The following is a 14,762-nucleotide window of genomic DNA, read 5'->3' as shown; positions in this document are numbered from 1 at the left end:
CGGGTTCTACAGGTTCGTGCCGAGTCGATCAGCCAACTGCCGAGCAAAGCTCGAATAGCCCCGTCGGGTGTCGTATCCCTGATGGTCGACGCCGGTACTCGAGACCTGAAGCAGAACGCTGCCGCGGCTGCGGGTCAAGGCGACGTAGAAGCCACGCCGCTCTTCCTGGAGAGCTCGACCCGTCTTCGGCCTGCGGCGCCTGACCGGGCCCGTCCAGGGCGGGATGACCCCTTCGCTCAGCCCGGGAATCACGACGGCCGAGAACGTGCGCCCCTTTGCGCCGTGGAAGGTGGAGATCACGACCCTTCCAGTTCCCGCGGAGTCGGAGGCAAGGTCGGCGAGTGCAACGTGTTCGGAGGTCGTGAGCAGCTCGTTGAGTTCATCGTGCGACCGTGGGTCACCCACGTCCCGGGCAAGCTCCTCGAGGTCCAGCGATTCCACGACCCGACGCAACCAGGCGCGCACCGTGAGGTCTGGCGCCGAGGTATCGCCCAGCAGCGTGGCGTGCAGTTGAGCTACTCGCGCGAGCCGGGGCTGGCTGGGCCTGGGGTTGCCAGCGACCCGGCGCAGCGACTCCAGGCGATCCAGGAGGCGGTTCGCGCCGACCTGGGGCGGCAGGTCCGCGACAGACTGGTCCGACATGCGCACCGCATAGAGCGCGGCTGCCTCGAGCCACCGCCCCAGCTCGGTTGCGGGTCCCGTTGCCAGCCCGCCGTGCTGCACCGGTATCCCCGCGGCGCGGAGCCCTCGCTCGGTCAGGGGCGCCAACGGCTTCCGGTTCCGCACGAGGACGGCCACCTCCTCAGCGGCAAGCCCAGCGTCGAGAAACTGGCGCACCGCAGCAACGACGTTGCGAGCCTGTTCAGCCGGGGTGCCCTCGACCACCCTGAACTCAAGCACGCCTGGATCGGTGCGCCGCGGGTCTGCGCTGTAGCCCCGCGCCTGATCGAGGGTGAGTTCGGCTGCCGCGACCACGGCCGACCCACAGCGATAGTTCGTCACGAGCCGGCGCACCGTGAAGTCATCGCGGTGACACAGCTCTTCGAGATAGACCGGATCGCCGCCGCTGAACCCGAAGATGCTCTGGTCGACGTCTCCGACTGCGGTGATCTCGACCCCCGAGGCCAGGAGCAGCTCGACCAGTCGATGCAGACCGGCACCTAGATCCTGGTATTCGTCGACCATCACGACGGGAAACTTCGCCTGGATGACCTCAGCTATCTCCGGGTGATCCTCTAGGAGCCGCACCGAACTCAGGACGATTCCCTCGAAGTCCCAGATGCCGCGACGTTCGCACAGCCTCTCGTAGTGCTCGACCGCGCGCACGTAGGCCGGCGCTTCGCTGGAGACATCCTCGCCCGCAGCCACTCGTCGTCGCAGCCCGGGGAAGTCTTCTTGCAGATCCCACACGTTGACCCCGATCGCGTCTGCGCACTCCTGCTCGAGGTCTCTGATCTGTGGTCTCGTCATCAGGCGGTCCAGCGGCGGAAGGTTGGTTCCGACCAGCGTTGCGTACGGCAGGACGTGAGCGAGACAGAACGAGTGCATTGTGCCGGCGAACAGGCGCTGCGTAGCTTCCACCCCCAGCTGAGCGAGTCCCTCGCGAAGCTCGGATGCGGCTTGATTGGTGTAGGTGATGGTCGCCAACCCGCGCGGAGCCTGGATCTGGGTCGAGAGGAGGTAGCCGGCCCGGGCCACTACGGTACGGGTCTTGCCGCTTCCTGGCCCCGCCGTGATGACCAGATTGCCCTGTGCGGCCAGCGCCGAACGTTGCTCAGCGTCGAGTTCCTCGATCGCCTCGGCAAGGCGACGCGGCAGGCCACGTGGTCTTCTCACGGAGACGGCCACGTCACGACTCCGTCGGCGGCAGGAGAGCGGTGCCTCGGACAGCTCTGCTCACGCGGTCCAAGGCGCGCAAGTATGCGCGGGCTGGTCCGCTCGACGCGATCAGCTCGGCGTCGACCTCCGTGCTGCCGTCGGTGATGTCACTGTCGACCTGCGGACCCAGACACTCAAGCAGCGCTGCCAGCCACTTCCGCAGATCCACATCCTCGATGTGATGCGCCCAGCGCTGCGCGATGCGTCCCTTGCCGCGAGCCTCCACGCGTGCGAGGACTCGGTCCAGGCGGTGCTGGTGCGTGGCGCGACTTGAGTTCTCTGCGCTCGCCCGATCGGCCAGAGCCTGCGTGGGGGCCGTTATCATGTCTGCTGTTCCCTCGGCGTCGAGGATGAGGCGGATGTCGCGAGCCATGCCCTCCGCTCGGCCCTCGCTCGCGAGCTCGGAGTAGGCCACGGCCAGCTCGTCGCCCAGCAAGGACAGCAGGTCGAGCTCGAGCGTGCTGTCGCCGACGAAGATGTCCTCGGCGGCGCAGGTGTCCTGCAGGGTGCGCCTGAGACTGAGTGCTTCCCTGTTCTCGCCCTCTTGCTCGAGCCGCCTCAGCTCTTCGATGTCGGCTTCGAGTTGCTCGCGGAGGTCATCGTCCTCGACGAGCTGGGCAGCTCGTTGCAGGCCTTGCTCGGATCTCTTAGAGCCACGGAGGGGATCGCCGTCGGTGATGACCACGTGGGGCACCTGGAGGCCGTGGGTTCCGAGCAATTGGACGTAGGGCGCGAAGTCGGTGCCGGCGACGTTGACGACGACGACGCCGTACTCGTCGAGATCGAACCCGGCGGCCCTTGCGATGGCAGGAACGACGTAGGTTTCCGCCGCTCCCTCAACCAGGATGACGAAGCGCGCGAACAGCAGTTCTGCGCGAGTGACGTCGAGATAGCGGCTGATGTCCTGGGACTCTCCGTCAGTCAGCCCCGCGTCGAGGGTGGTGTTTGCGATCGTGCCTGAGGTGCTCGCCCGCAGCAGCAGCAAGGACTCCAGGGGCGCGACAGCGGCGATGTGAGGGCTGTGTGTGGTCAGCAGCATCGCCGGCTCGGTGGCCAGGAGGTGTCGGAACAGGCGGCGCTGGACCGCAACATGCAGATGGGCCTCGGGCTCCTCGACCCCCAGGATTGTCGTCACGAAAGCGCTGGCGGCGCGCCGCACCGCCAGGGCCTCCATGAGCATCCCAAGATAGAGAACATTCGCCGCTCCGAGACTTGTGTCGGCCACGGTCCTGGTACGAGAGGAGTCCACAAATAGGCGCAGACCCCGCAGCAGGGAATCGGGATCCTTGGAGGCGATTCCTACATGGGGGTCGACGGGAAGCTGTGGTCCGACGAGTCGCTTTAGCCTGGCCGCCAGGTCCTTCTGGAGGCGGTCGACCTCTGGTTCGTGAGCCAGTCGGTCGGCGGCGGCATCGATGTCGCCGGCAATCGCCTCTAGCTTGGTCCGGTCGAGGGGCATCTCCTCGAGCAGCGTCCGCAGGGGGCTCCGGTTCCATCGGGCAAGGTCACTCTCGGCGTCGCGAAGGGCTGGCAGGACGCGCAGGCTGATGTAGCGCCGCACCCGTGAACCGTCGGCGTCGTCGTCGGTGCCCTGGGTCAGCTGGAAGTCGTAGTCCAACGGCGTGTACGCGACGCGATCGTCCCCGGGTTCGGGTGGCTCATCGATGTTGAGCGGTGCCCTCGGCGCGAACCGGTACACGAGCCGGGCACGACGCGGCCGCGTCACCTTGGTCAGCGCATCAGACAAGATCGCGAGGGCGTCCGCCTCGTCGTCGAATCCCTCGAAGTCGACCTCGACGACGACTTCGGCGCCGCCCGCCAAGCCATGCCCGAACGGCCCTGTAGCCCCCTCATGGATGTCCTCGGCCCTCAGCTGGCGTGCCGAGTCGGGCAGGTCCGGATCCAGAACGAGCCGGAGCGCGTGCAGCATGTTGCTCTTGCCGATACCGTTCTCGCCCACGATGACTGCCGGCGCGGGAAACGGGGCAATCTCGCACTCAGCGAAGTTGCGAAAGTTCGAGATCCGAAGCCGGCTGATGTGAAGCGCCACGTGAGTTCCCCATCCATCCCCGACCGCTTTGCACACGTCCGCTCGGACTCTAGCCAACTCCGGCGAGGGCGGATGCGTGGTTCGTTGATCAGTTGCGGCCTCTGTCATCGGTGACCGGTGTGGCCCGGGCTGCGTGGTGGTTCCGTCCCGTCGAAGGCCTGAGACAATCAAGCCATGACGTTCCACGCATAGGTCTGGCCGCGTGCTGACGAGCCGGTCTTCGGGCCTGCGCCCGGGCCGGGACCGGGCTGGCAGTGCGTGGGCGAGGTTGCCTCCGAGAGCGCGCCGGACCTCATGAAGGTCGCGCAGCGACGTTTGGGGCAACGGGGCGGCGCCGACCCAGCCAGCGTCACCGGATACATCGAGGGCTTCGCAGACCACCTTCTCAACGCCCAACTGCCGACGAGCGTTGGTCCCCTAGAGAAGCCGGCGCCGTGGTGATCGCGGTGCCGCAGAGTTCTTAGGGAAAAGATGAACCCGTACCACAAAGGAGGCGGGCGGTATGTTGAAAGTACGGGTCGCGGTCGCGGACTTAGCAAGCCGACATTCGGCGTGGTTCACCTCAGACAGGGCGCATCAACTCGTCGAGGTCGGCCCTCCTGACTCGGAGGCCGCGCTTACCACAAACGAACGCCGGTAGGTCTCCGGCGGCGATGAGCCGTCGCACGGTCTTGACCGATGTCGCAATGTAGACCGCGGCCTGCTGTAGGGTCATCCAAGGGCTTTCGTCGGGGTGTGTGAGACCGGTGCGGTTCGCGGTGGTCATGTCACTGACCTCGCTCCAGGAACCGGCGCAGGTCTCCGACGGTCGTGTAGAGTCGGCCGTTTCCGTTGAAGCGATACCAGCGCGGGACACTGCGTCCATCCTGCCGCCATGATCGGACTGTGCGCTGCGGAGTACGGATGAAGGCGCAGAACTCCTCGAAGAGGAGGATGCCGTTGTCGTCCCAATCCTCCGGGACGATGTTCGGTATGATGGTCATGGTCAGAGGTCCCTTCGTGGCTTCGTCCTTCCACGCAGGACAAGCAACCGGCCTCGCGACAGATCGGACATCGCGTGACCGCGCTATTTGGCGCCTGGCCGAGGTCAAGGAGCGCACCCGACGGGCCTACTAGGCCGGCTCCCGCAGCGATGTAGCAACCATGCCGGTGGCGGCTGCGGTGGACGACGCGCGTGGTCCCACCCGAAGTATCTCCGGGATCCCGGCTTCAGCTGCCGTCACTCGGAGTCGGCGGCAGGATTGATCAGGGTGCCAGCGCTGCGCCCGGTGGCGTAGGCAAGCCATCGCATCGTTGCTTCGGTGACGGCTTCTCGGTTGGCCTGCCATACAACGGGCAGGCGGGCACGCGTCCCTCGAGGGCGATCGGCGGTGACTAAGTCGAGGTCCTCGAGGACGGTGAGGTGGCGTGACACCCAGCTTCGTTCGGCGTCGACGAGGTCAGCCAGTTCAGCTGCGGTCATGGCGCGCGCGGCAAGCTGGTGGAGGATCTCGATGCGGGCCTTGTTGCCGAGCGTGTCGATGATCGCGGCCACGTCAGGGGGCATCGAGGCGGGGGACGAGAGGCGCGGCACGGATGCATAGTGCCAGACTTGTCGGCCCCCTTCGTGCTAGTGTGCTTAGCACACAAAGGGCGTTAACCCCCCGTTAGGGCGCCTTTCCCTTGCTGACAACGCGTTCGACAATGACCCTCTCCCGGCGTCCGCGAGGCCGGAGTTTCGGAAAGACACAGGCGCGGCATGGCTCGGAAACACCAAGACCTGTACCCAAGGGGCACTAAGCTTCTCGGGCGGGAGAGTGCGGCCGCCGCCACGCGCCTCACCCCGATGGATGTCAGCACTTCATCGACGCCTAAGGCGCGCAACCGACCGTTTCGACTGAAGCTTCCGATCAGTTCGTCGACGCTGGCTACCGCTTGCCCACGCCCCGGCTCCGGCGCCACCGCGAGTTCGACAGCCCAGCCGCCAAGAGATTCCTCCGGAACTTCTGGCTCTGAGGTGTCCGATCCCGCCCGTGACCAGTTGCTCTCACCAGGTAGCGCGCCAATAGAGGAAGGGGACTTCGACTTGAACCCAATGCACAGGGAGGCGAACACGGGCGCCACCTGTCGACCACGTTCGCTCATGTTGGTGCCCAAGGCTCGTCGACCGGGCACCTCGGGCTCAGGAAGGACCCCCGTGAAACGCACCGTCGTTGCCGCGATCGCCCTCACCCTCGCCGGGACCCTTGCCGGCTGCGCGGGAGACGACGAGCCGAAGACTAAGCCCACCCCGAGCGCTCCGACGAGCAGTGTGCCAACGGCGTCTCCGACACCGACCGCAGACCCTGACGCATGGCGGGCCAGGTTCACTCCGGAGCAGCTCAAGGCGTACGACGCCGCTCTCCAGCGCTTCGAGTCCTACGAATCCCGCTCCGAGCCGATCTACGCGAAGGGGGAGGCGACCAAGGCAGCACAGCAGCTCTTCCGTGACTACTTCCCAAGTCCGGCATGGCGAGTCCGATTCGACGAGCTCAAGACGTACGAGCAGTACGAGGTCAAGATCACCGGCACCCCGAAGGTCTACTGGTCGAGAGCCACGAAGATCAGCGACACGGGCGGCTCAGTGACGATCCGGCAGTGCGTCGACTGGAGAGAAGTAAAGACGACTCAGCACGACAAGCCGACGAAGCCCATCGCCTCGCGGCAGGTTCCTGTGCTCCGTGAGATCAGCCTGAGCAAGCCCGAGGGATACGACTGGCTCATCTACGCACTCATCGACACCCCCGGCGCCGGAGGCAAGAAGGACAAACCATGCGATCCCAACTCCTGACTCGGGCGCTGGGCGGGGCGCTGGCAGCGCTGGTTTCCTCACTGTTGTATGTCCCGGCCGCCACCGCCGGCGACGATGACCCGCCCGCCTGCCCGCCCGGGACTGTACCCACTCAGGCCGGCGCCGGATGGGTCTGCATCCCAGTCTCGATCCCCGGAGATCCGGGCGATCCGGGCGGTGGCGACCCCGGTGACGAGGGCGGCAGCCCTGGCTCTACGGGTTGCCACGACGCGAGTGGGGCCGAGGTGCCGTGCACTGATGGCTATGGCGGAACATGGGACCCGTCGCACCAGTGCTACTCGTTCGCGATCGTCCCCCAGCCGCCAGCCGGTGATCCGATGTGGGAGGGTCACGACCCGAGCGAGGGCAGCGTCTACAGCTGTGACTACACGATGTCGATCCCGGATAACACTTGGTTCGTTCCCGGCGGCGAGGCTCCTCCTGACCCGGGACAGATAGCGGAGTCCATCGTTGAGTCGATGCCGCTGGCGAAGCCAACGGTACACATGGCTCCCCAGCCGCCGTTGATGACCTATGTCGGGTTGGAGACCTGGCTGTGGATGAACGCCGACCAGTGGAGCAACGTGACCGGCAGTGCCACGGTCGGCAACACGACCGTCACGGTGGTCGCCAGGCCGGTTCGAGTCACGTGGGATCTGACTGACGGCACCAAGAAGTGCACCTCCGCCGGGCGGGCTTGGGTGAATGGCATGAGCTCGAGCGAGACCACGGACTGTTCCTACGCCTTCCAGAAGGTGTCGGACTTCCAGCCCGAGGGAGAGTTCCCGGTGACCGCCCAGATCACCTACAAGGCCGACTGGACCTGCTCGGGGGTCTGCATCGACGGCGGCGGCACGCTCGGCGAGGTTCCAGGGTTCGTCAGCGACCCGACCGCGACCCGCGTTGGTGAGCGTCAGTCGGTCGTCATCGACTGAGGAAGGGCAAGAGACCGGTGAGCAACGCGATGGCAAGAGACAGCACTACCAAGGGCCAGCCAGCGCGGAGCCTGCGCGTACCAGTCGAAGGTCTCTTGTCCGGCAGCCGGCGGGCTGCCACTGGCCCGCCCGGTAGGCAGCGCCACCGTTCCTGGGGCCTGGTGACGCTTGCCGCGCTGCTGGTGATTGGAGCCGGGCTCGCGGTCGCGGCGTGGGGCCTGCACGTCGGGCAGCGGGAGTCAGTTCTCGCTGTCGGTGAGCCGATCGCCAAGGGGCATGTAATTGCCCGAGAGGACCTGGTGTCCACCTCAGTCGCGGGGGTGAATGGGGCGATTCCAGTCGCGCAGATCGACACCCTGGTCGGCAAGACCGCGGTGGTCGACCTGGTCGATGGACAGATCCTGACCGCCGGCATGGTCACCGCCTCACCGGTCCCCGGCGCTGGACAGTCCACTGTCGGCCTCGCACTCGACCCGGCCCGCGTGCCCGGTGCTGGTTTGGATCCGGGAGACGTCGTTGACGTGATCGCAGTCCCTGCCACTGACACCGCCCAGAACGACCCGACCGCACTCGATACCCCAGAGGTCCTGGCTAAGGGTGCGGAGGTCTATAGCGTCGAGGGTGCAGCCGCGTCCGGCGGGCAGGTGCTCGTGACGTTGATCGTGGATGCCTCCGATTCGGGGCGGATCTCGGCCTACTCGACCCAGAACCGCATCGCCATCGTGGAGACCGCACCGCCCGGCGCCCAGAAGGCGGGGGAGTGATCCGGTGACGGTGATCGGCCTTTGCTCGATGAAGGGGTCGCCGGGGGTGACGTCGACGGCCCTGGCACTGGCTGCGGTGTGGCCGCGGCCTGTGGTGCTGCTCGAGGCCGACCTGGCCGGTGGTGACCTGGCTTACCGGTGTCGGGCGGCCCCCGGGGGGCCGATCCCGGCGGCCAAGGGCTTGCTGCGACTGGCCGCCGCTGTTCGGGGCGGTGTCCCAGACGGGCACCCTATCCTCGAGGAGGCCGAGCTGCTCGGCTGCGGGGCCAGCCTCGTACCGGGAGTGTCCTCTTCAGCCCAGGCCCGAGGGCTGAGCGGTCTGTGGAGCTCGATCGCTGCCGCGTGCACGGCGGCCGAGGTCGACGTGATCGCCGACCTGGGTCGGCTGGACCGTGCGAGTGCGCATCTCCCGCTAGCGCAGGCGAGCACGTACTTGTTGCCGGTGCTCTCGACCTCGTTGGAGTCGGTTATGCACCTGACCGATGGGCTCCAGGACCTGATGGGTGCCTTGGCGCAGCATGGTGCGGAGAGCGTGATGCCGGTGTTGGTTGGCCCCGATGCCCGCGCGGCACGCGACCGGGCTGATCTCGACGAGCTGCTGGGAAAGGCGGGACTCCCGACCCTGGCCACCCGATCGATGCCCCACGACCCCCGGGCACTGGCTCGGCTCGAGCAGGGCGAGCGAGCCTCTGGTCGGCTGGGCCGCACGCTGCTGCTGAGGGCCGCGAAGGCAATGGCTGGCGAGATGGTCCCGGTCGAGGAAGGTGTGTCGGCATGAGCGAGGTGGACCAGGATCTGGTCAAGCACATCCATCGGCGAACCGGGGAACTCCTACACATCGAGAAGGAGCGGCGCGAGGCGGCCCAGCGGCGAGGGGAAAGGGTGGCGGAGCTGAGCGGCATGGCCGAGCAGCAATTCGCGAGGAAGATCATCGCCGACGTTATCCGTGGACATGCTGAGCAACTACTCGCCCGCGGCAAGCCCACTCTGGGCGACGAAACCGAGTTCGCTCTCGCCGAGGGCGTTCACGCGCGGATGTTCGGCGCCGGGCGGCTCCAGGTGCTGCTCAACGACGAGTCGATCGAGAACATCGACATCAACGGGTGTGACGAGGTGTGGATCACCCGGGCCGGCTCAGCCCATCCCGAGCCGTTCGAGCCGGTCGCCAGCACCGACGAGGAGCTCATCGAGCTCGTCCAGACCCTGGCATCTTACGCGGGGTTGAACTCCCGGCCGTGGGACTCAGCGAACCCTGAGCTTGACCTACAGTTACCTGATGGCTCCCGCCTCTCGGCGGTGATGGGTGTCTCTGTCCGACCATCAATCTCGATCAGACGGCACAGGTTCGAGAAGGTCGCGCTGGCCGACCTGGTCGGCCTGGGCTCGGTCACCGAGGAGGCGGCCGCATTCTTGACAGCCATCGTCAAATCCCGAGCCAACGTGATGATCGCTGGGGCCACCGACGCCGGGAAGACGACGTTGCTGCGGGCCATGGCCGGCGAGATCCCGGCTGAGGAGCGCATCATCACCATCGAGAAGGCCTTGGAGCTCGGGCTGCGCAAGGACATCGACCGCCACCCGAACTGCGTGGAGTTCGAGGCCAAGGTGGCCAACAGCGAGGGGCATGGGGCGGTCCCGATGGCTCGCCTAGTGCAGCGCACACTGCGGCAGAACCCCGACCGCGTCATCGTCGGGGAGGTCCTCGGCCCGGAAGTCATCGACATGCTCAACGCCATGGGCCAAGGCAACGACGGCTCGTTGTCCACGATCCACGCCCGATCGGCCCGTGACGTGTTCAACAGGATCGCCACCTACGCCATCCAATCCGAGGAGCGGCTGCCGCACGAGGCCAGCTATCAGCTGATCGCGGGCGGCCTGGACTTCGTCGTGTTCATCTCCCGCGACCCACACACCGGCGACCGGAGGCTGGACTCCATCCTGGAGGTCAACGGTTTCGAAAAGTCGGTGTTGTCCTCGGAGATTTTCGCCGCGCCCGCAAAGGGCCACTCCGCGGTCTGGACGGGCACCGTCCCAGGTCGCATAGATGAGCTGGCGGCGGCCGGCTGGGTGCAGCCCGGAGCAGGACGCTGGTGATCTGGCCATGTCCCTGACCATGTTCACCGGACTCCTTCTCGGCCTGGCGCTGGGTGGCAGCCTGCTGCTGCTGGTCGCGGCTCTGTGGGGGTGGCGACCGACGCGACGGCTCAGCCGTACTGGGCACGCAGAGATACTGTTCGGGCCGCAGGCACGCCGGCGGCTCGGGATCGCCCTGGCGGTGGGGTTGGTGGTCGCTGTCCTGACCCGCTGGCCCGTTGCTGCGGGTGCGAGCATCGCCGTGATCTACCTGTGGCCCACCATGTTTGGTGGCGCTCGGGACGCCGCCTCGCACATCGAGCGACTCGAAGGGCTCGCGGTGTGGACCGAGTCTCTGCGCGACTCTATCGCCGGGTCGATCGGGCTCGAGGAGGCGATCGGTCACTCGATCCATGCCGCCCCAAGTGTCATCCAGCCGCCCCTCCAGCGCCTGATGAGCCAGATCCGCTCCCGCAACCTCCTTCCCGCCGCACTGGCCGGGTTCGCTGATGAGTTCTCCGACGCGGCGGCCGACAAGGTCGTGGCTGCACTGATCTTGAACTCCAAGCTCCGGGGGCCTGGCCTGGTCGCCACGCTTACGGCGCTTGCCGACTCCGCGCGCGAGGAGATCGACAGCGCGCGGCGCATGGAAGAGAAGCGCAAGGTACTGCGGCGCACGGCCACGATCATTGTCGTCTTCACCGCGTGCCTCGGCGGGACGCTGACACTGTTCTCACGCGAGTACGTCGCGCCCTACAACTCGCCGTTGGGCCAGATGATGCTCGCGATCGTGCTGTGCACGCTGGGAGCCGGACTGATGTGGATCAGGGCAGCGGCGAACATCACCCCACCCGAGCGGTTCCTCGTCGGCGTCGACCAGGTCGATGCCGCGGTCTCGGCGACGGGAGGTACCAGTCGATGAGTCTTGGACTCCTGTTGGGTTGCAGCCTCGGCGCTGCGGTGTGCCTACTGATCTTCGCGCTCGTGCCACCCCGGCCCGCGCTGTCCTCGGTGGTCAGCCGGTGGGAGCGGCAGCGGACCCGGGTCGCCGTTGCCGCGGCCCCTGATGCCGGTGAGGTCAGCACCCAGGCACGGCTCGGCCGATGGATGGCCACCCAACTCGCCCAACGCGGTATCACCCTAAACAAGTTGCGCGCCGACCTGGAGATCACCGACTACACCCTCGAGGCCCACCTGGTGAAGAAGCTGACCTTCGGGCTGCTGGGACTGATCGCCCCGAGCATCGCAACACTCGCCGTGATGGCGGCGGGCATCACTCCACCGCTGACGGTCCCCCTGGCCGCCGGGCTGGTCATGGGAGGGATCTTCTTCTGGGTTCCCGACCTGTCAGTTACCCAGGCCGCTGAGCGGCGCCGCACCGAGTTCCGTCGCGCCCTGGCCACCTATCTCGACCTGGTCTCGATGAGCCTGGCGGGCGGCCGAGGTATCCCCGAGGCCCTCCCCACGGCCGCCCGGATCGGGCAGGGCTGGGCCTTCGAGCTGATCCGCTCCACCATCGAGCGGGCCCGTCTGGTCGGCGAGACCCCGTGGGCAGCGCTCGCCGATCTGGGCGAGCGGACCGGGATGCAGGAGCTCGTCGACCTCGGCGGCGCGTTGAACCTGGTCGCTGACGACGGCGCCAAGGTCAGGCAGTCGCTTACCGCTCGCGCCGCCACGTCGCGGCGCCGTCAGCTGGCCGAAGCCGAGGGAAGAGCAGAGAAGGCCAACCAGACCATGGAGTTCGGACAGATCGTGCTGTTCCTCGGCTTCTTGATCTTCCTTGGCTTCCCCGGCGTGGTCGCAGTCATGGGGTTCTGAGCGATGAACGGCACGTGTCACATCACCAGCCCGACGCCAACCGCGCCAACCGGCAGTCGCCCCGAGCGCGGGGCCGCCGGACGTCTCGGGAGGGCCTAGCCGAGCGCAGATCACCTGAAAGGCCAACGGAAAGGAACATTCGATGAACACCGAAGTACGGATGCTCACCACCTTGATCATCGTCGCGCGGATGCGACTTGCGCAGCTCAAGAAGGACGAGCGCGGCGCCGTCGAACTGACCACGATCGTCATCATCACGGGCCTGATCGCCGTCGCCGCCATCGCGATCATCGCGATCATCGTCGCCAAGCTCACCAGCAAAGCCAACAACATCCCCACTGAGTAGTTCCCGCTCAGGCAGGAGTGGTTGTCATGGCACGACACAGCAGACGCGACGAGCGCGGCGCTGCCTCGCTGGTTCAGCTCGTCATCGTCATGCCGACCCTGATGCTGATGAGCCTGCTGGTGGTGCAGTTCGGCCTCGCCTTCCATGCCCGTCAGGTGGCCGAGCAGGCCGCCCAGGAGGGCGTCGCGTCAGCGCGCCGGTTCGACGGAACCGCCGAGGAGGGCCGTGCTCAGGCTCTCGACCTGCTTTCCGCGATCGGGCCCTCCACCCTCAAGGACCGCAACGTCACCGTGCAACGCGGAGCCACCAGCGCCTCGGCGACTGTGACCGGCACCGTCATCTCGGTCGTGCCATGGGTCCACCTCAGTGTCTCGGAGACAGCTGAAGGGCCCGTGGAACGCTACGTTCCACCCTCCCGTGAGTTCACGAGTTCTGAAGGGTCTGGCGATGGGAACTGACGCCTTCAGCCTCGCATACGGCGCGGTTCCGACCCTGAGTTCGCGAACTCAGGTGGTAGGTCAACTACAGGCTGAGCTGCTTCTGGATGGCTTGGCGGGTCACGCCAAGCTCGCGGGCGATGTCTGCCTGGGAGAAGCCGGCGTCGATGAGTCCGCTGATGATGTCGCGCCGTTCGCGGTGGAACTGGCGCGCCAGTTTCCAATGCTCAAGGGCTTGGGCGGCCACTTCCTGAAGGTGTCGGAAGGTCTCTCGATGGTCTTCGACGCTGGGTTTCTTGGACATGTCTTCACATTGACAAGCTGGGTTGTCGCGGTCAACCCAGGTTGTCGCGGGGCTCGCCTGCCGCGGGAGGACGAGGCGGGCGGCCGGCAGCGTCGTGGGGACTCCGGGGATTCACGAATACGAGTAGCGCCTCGAGATGGCTGCTCCGTCTCCAGGAATTCCGAAAGAATCTCAAGGGCGGGAGGGGTTGCCGCATGCCCCCGATGAGCAGGGACGACGGCCGGAGCGGCGATCCCGGGCTCACACGAACTCACGGCATTAGGGACACCCTCCCGAGGCGACGCCATGACTGAAGCCATGACTGAAGCCATGACTGGCGCTATGACCATGGTGCGGGCAACGCTTCGTCGAGGACGAGATCGGCGCCGGAGCCACGGTGAGCGGGGCACAGCCGTCCTGAGTATCACCCTGATCACACCACTGATACTCGCCTTCGTGCTGTTCGTGGTCGGGCTCGGGCGGATGGCACATGCTCGACAACAGGTGGAGGCCGTCGCCGCCGACGCCGCCCGTGCAGCTTCGCTCCAGCGGAACACCAGCCAGTCAGCCAGCGCTGCGCAGACCGCCGCACGCGCCTCGCTCGGCTCTGCCGGCGTCTCCTGCCAGGACCTCGACGTCGATGTGGACGTGAGCAGCTACCACCCCGGCGGACGGATCACCGTGACCGTCTCCTGCACGACCAAGCTCGACGACGTCGCCCTCGCCGGGTTCCCCGGACACAAGACCTTCACCGCCCGCTCGGTCGTGCCTATCGAGACCTGGCGCAGCGAGTAGAGCGAGTTCACCAATGCTGAACCGACCACCGAAGTCGAGGAGGACGCGATGACGTTGCTGACCCGGCTGCGACTGCGGGCCACCGCCTGGATCGCGGGCCACCGCAAAGGCGCCCGGGACGAGCGCGGCGACGCCGTCATCGCCTACGCCATCATCTTCTCCCTCGTGTTCTTCGCAACCGCCGGCCTGGTGATCGACGGCGGGTACGCACTGGGTGCCAAGCGTGAGGCGATGAACGACGCCGAGCAGGCGGCCCGGGTCGGCGCCGATGCCCTCAACACCGGTGCGCTACGTGACGGGCAGACCGTGGTCGACTCCGGCCGAGCCGTGACCGCGGCGCAGGCCTATCTGAACTCGGTCGGCGCCAACGGCACCGTCAGCGTCCACGGCGGACAGGTCACCGTCACCGTCACTGGACATCAGGACACCACGCTGCTCAAGGTGGTCATGATCAACGCGATTCCGATTAAGGCAACGGCAACCGCCCTGTCGATCGACCAGGACGACTGATGAGAGACGGCCGATAAGAGACGACTGATGAGAGCGGACACGCCTGTGCGGAGGAGCGGATAAG

17 protein-coding genes are annotated in these 14,762 nt (G+C 66.7%); 11 read left to right on the top strand and 6 right to left on the bottom strand.

Annotation, left to right across the window (positions count from 1 at the left end; translation table 11 throughout):
* Positions 1-6: 6 nt before the first annotated feature.
* From PD653B2_RS01685 to PD653B2_RS01670, 5 genes are all read right to left on the bottom strand, one after another.
* Entirely contained in the window at positions 7-1,848 is a 1,842-nt protein-coding gene (locus tag PD653B2_RS01685; protein WP_085870578.1) for an ATP-dependent helicase, read from the bottom strand.
* Position 1,849: 1 nt separating this feature from the next.
* Positions 1,850-3,928: an ATP-dependent nuclease gene (locus PD653B2_RS01680; RefSeq protein ID WP_165763296.1), complete on the bottom strand. Its 2,079-nt coding sequence runs from the start codon at positions 3,926-3,928 to the stop codon at positions 1,850-1,852.
* 562 nt (positions 3,929-4,490) lie between these two features.
* The gene (locus PD653B2_RS24365; RefSeq protein WP_207559280.1) at positions 4,491-4,694 is read right to left on the bottom strand and encodes a helix-turn-helix domain-containing protein; all 204 of its coding nucleotides are present in this window, start codon (positions 4,692-4,694) and stop codon (positions 4,491-4,493) included.
* A 1-nt stretch (position 4,695) separates the two neighbouring features.
* Complete coding sequence (locus tag PD653B2_RS24360; protein WP_123061211.1) at positions 4,696-4,911, bottom strand: hypothetical protein; 216 nt, start codon at positions 4,909-4,911, stop codon at positions 4,696-4,698.
* A 236-nt stretch (positions 4,912-5,147) separates the two neighbouring features.
* Complete coding sequence (locus tag PD653B2_RS01670; RefSeq protein WP_165763295.1) at positions 5,148-5,462, bottom strand: ArsR/SmtB family transcription factor; 315 nt, start codon at positions 5,460-5,462, stop codon at positions 5,148-5,150.
* 642 nt (positions 5,463-6,104) lie between these two features.
* On the opposite strand from PD653B2_RS01670, the gene PD653B2_RS01665 reads away from it, so the two are divergent.
* From PD653B2_RS01665 to PD653B2_RS01625, 9 genes are all read left to right on the top strand, one after another.
* Positions 6,105-6,737, top strand: coding sequence for a hypothetical protein (locus tag PD653B2_RS01665; RefSeq protein WP_085870574.1), 633 nt, complete (start codon positions 6,105-6,107; stop codon positions 6,735-6,737).
* On the top strand, positions 6,719-7,672 hold the full coding sequence (locus tag PD653B2_RS24570; RefSeq protein ID WP_133058907.1) for a hypothetical protein: 954 nt from the start codon (positions 6,719-6,721) through the stop codon (positions 7,670-7,672). Before PD653B2_RS01665 ends, PD653B2_RS24570 begins: the two co-directional genes overlap by 19 nt.
* Before the next feature lie 161 nt (positions 7,673-7,833).
* Positions 7,834-8,436: an SAF domain-containing protein gene (locus PD653B2_RS01655; protein ID WP_085870572.1), complete on the top strand. Its 603-nt coding sequence runs from the start codon at positions 7,834-7,836 to the stop codon at positions 8,434-8,436.
* 4 nt (positions 8,437-8,440) lie between these two features.
* Entirely contained in the window at positions 8,441-9,214 is a 774-nt protein-coding gene (locus PD653B2_RS01650; RefSeq protein ID WP_085870571.1) for a hypothetical protein, read from the top strand.
* On the top strand, positions 9,211-10,530 hold the full coding sequence (locus tag PD653B2_RS01645) for a CpaF family protein (RefSeq protein ID WP_085870570.1): 1,320 nt from the start codon (positions 9,211-9,213) through the stop codon (positions 10,528-10,530). The genes PD653B2_RS01650 and PD653B2_RS01645 overlap by 4 nt, the downstream gene beginning before the upstream one ends.
* Before the next feature lie 7 nt (positions 10,531-10,537).
* Positions 10,538-11,431, top strand: coding sequence for a type II secretion system F family protein (locus tag PD653B2_RS01640; protein WP_133058908.1), 894 nt, complete (start codon positions 10,538-10,540; stop codon positions 11,429-11,431).
* Positions 11,428-12,327 (top strand): type II secretion system F family protein, encoded by a 900-nt coding sequence (locus PD653B2_RS01635; RefSeq protein WP_085870568.1) that lies wholly within the window; start codon positions 11,428-11,430, stop codon positions 12,325-12,327. The genes PD653B2_RS01640 and PD653B2_RS01635 overlap by 4 nt, the downstream gene beginning before the upstream one ends.
* A 142-nt stretch (positions 12,328-12,469) precedes the next feature.
* On the top strand, positions 12,470-12,673 hold the full coding sequence (locus PD653B2_RS01630; protein WP_085870567.1) for a hypothetical protein: 204 nt from the start codon (positions 12,470-12,472) through the stop codon (positions 12,671-12,673).
* A gap of 26 nt (positions 12,674-12,699) precedes the next feature.
* Positions 12,700-13,131, top strand: coding sequence for a TadE/TadG family type IV pilus assembly protein (locus tag PD653B2_RS01625; protein ID WP_089503857.1), 432 nt, complete (start codon positions 12,700-12,702; stop codon positions 13,129-13,131).
* Positions 13,132-13,195: 64 nt separating this feature from the next.
* Here the strand turns inward: PD653B2_RS01625 and PD653B2_RS01620 are convergent, their stop codons facing one another.
* Positions 13,196-13,414, bottom strand: a complete 219-nt coding sequence (locus PD653B2_RS01620) for a hypothetical protein (protein ID WP_085870565.1) — start codon at positions 13,412-13,414, stop codon at positions 13,196-13,198.
* A gap of 285 nt (positions 13,415-13,699) precedes the next feature.
* On the opposite strand from PD653B2_RS01620, the gene PD653B2_RS01615 reads away from it, so the two are divergent.
* Both PD653B2_RS01615 and PD653B2_RS01610 read left to right on the top strand, forming a co-directional pair.
* Positions 13,700-14,188 (top strand): TadE/TadG family type IV pilus assembly protein, encoded by a 489-nt coding sequence (locus tag PD653B2_RS01615; protein WP_207559281.1) that lies wholly within the window; start codon positions 13,700-13,702, stop codon positions 14,186-14,188.
* A gap of 54 nt (positions 14,189-14,242) precedes the next feature.
* Entirely contained in the window at positions 14,243-14,698 is a 456-nt protein-coding gene (locus tag PD653B2_RS01610) for a TadE/TadG family type IV pilus assembly protein (protein WP_207568275.1), read from the top strand.
* The last annotated feature ends 64 nt before the right edge of the window (positions 14,699-14,762 follow it).

It is taken from the genome of Nocardioides sp. PD653-B2 (genome assembly GCF_002117935.1).
In the GTDB taxonomy this organism is placed as follows: Bacteria; Actinomycetota; Actinomycetes; order Propionibacteriales; family Nocardioidaceae; genus Nocardioides.
The sequence above is the reverse complement of the archived record's forward strand: the minus strand, read 5'-3'. Positions and strand labels throughout refer to the sequence as shown.

Bases quoted from the DNA above. Each gene is read 5' to 3' on its own strand.
- PD653B2_RS24365 (WP_207559280.1), bottom strand. From the start codon at position 4,694: ATGACCACCGCGAACCGCACCGGTCTCACACACCCCGACGAAAGCCCT.
- PD653B2_RS24360 (WP_123061211.1), bottom strand. From the start codon at position 4,911: ATGACCATCATACCGAACATCGTCCCGGAGGATTGGGACGACAACGGC.
- PD653B2_RS24570 (WP_133058907.1), top strand. From the start codon at position 6,719: ATGCGATCCCAACTCCTGACTCGGGCGCTGGGCGGGGCGCTGGCAGCG.
- PD653B2_RS01645 (WP_085870570.1), top strand. From the start codon at position 9,211: ATGAGCGAGGTGGACCAGGATCTGGTCAAGCACATCCATCGGCGAACC.
- PD653B2_RS01640 (WP_133058908.1), top strand. From the start codon at position 10,538: ATGTCCCTGACCATGTTCACCGGACTCCTTCTCGGCCTGGCGCTGGGT.
- PD653B2_RS01635 (WP_085870568.1), top strand. From the start codon at position 11,428: ATGAGTCTTGGACTCCTGTTGGGTTGCAGCCTCGGCGCTGCGGTGTGC.
- PD653B2_RS01630 (WP_085870567.1), top strand. From the start codon at position 12,470: ATGAACACCGAAGTACGGATGCTCACCACCTTGATCATCGTCGCGCGG.
- PD653B2_RS01625 (WP_089503857.1), top strand. From the start codon at position 12,700: ATGGCACGACACAGCAGACGCGACGAGCGCGGCGCTGCCTCGCTGGTT.
- PD653B2_RS01620 (WP_085870565.1), bottom strand. From the start codon at position 13,414: ATGTCCAAGAAACCCAGCGTCGAAGACCATCGAGAGACCTTCCGACAC.
- PD653B2_RS01615 (WP_207559281.1), top strand. From the start codon at position 13,700: ATGACTGAAGCCATGACTGAAGCCATGACTGGCGCTATGACCATGGTG.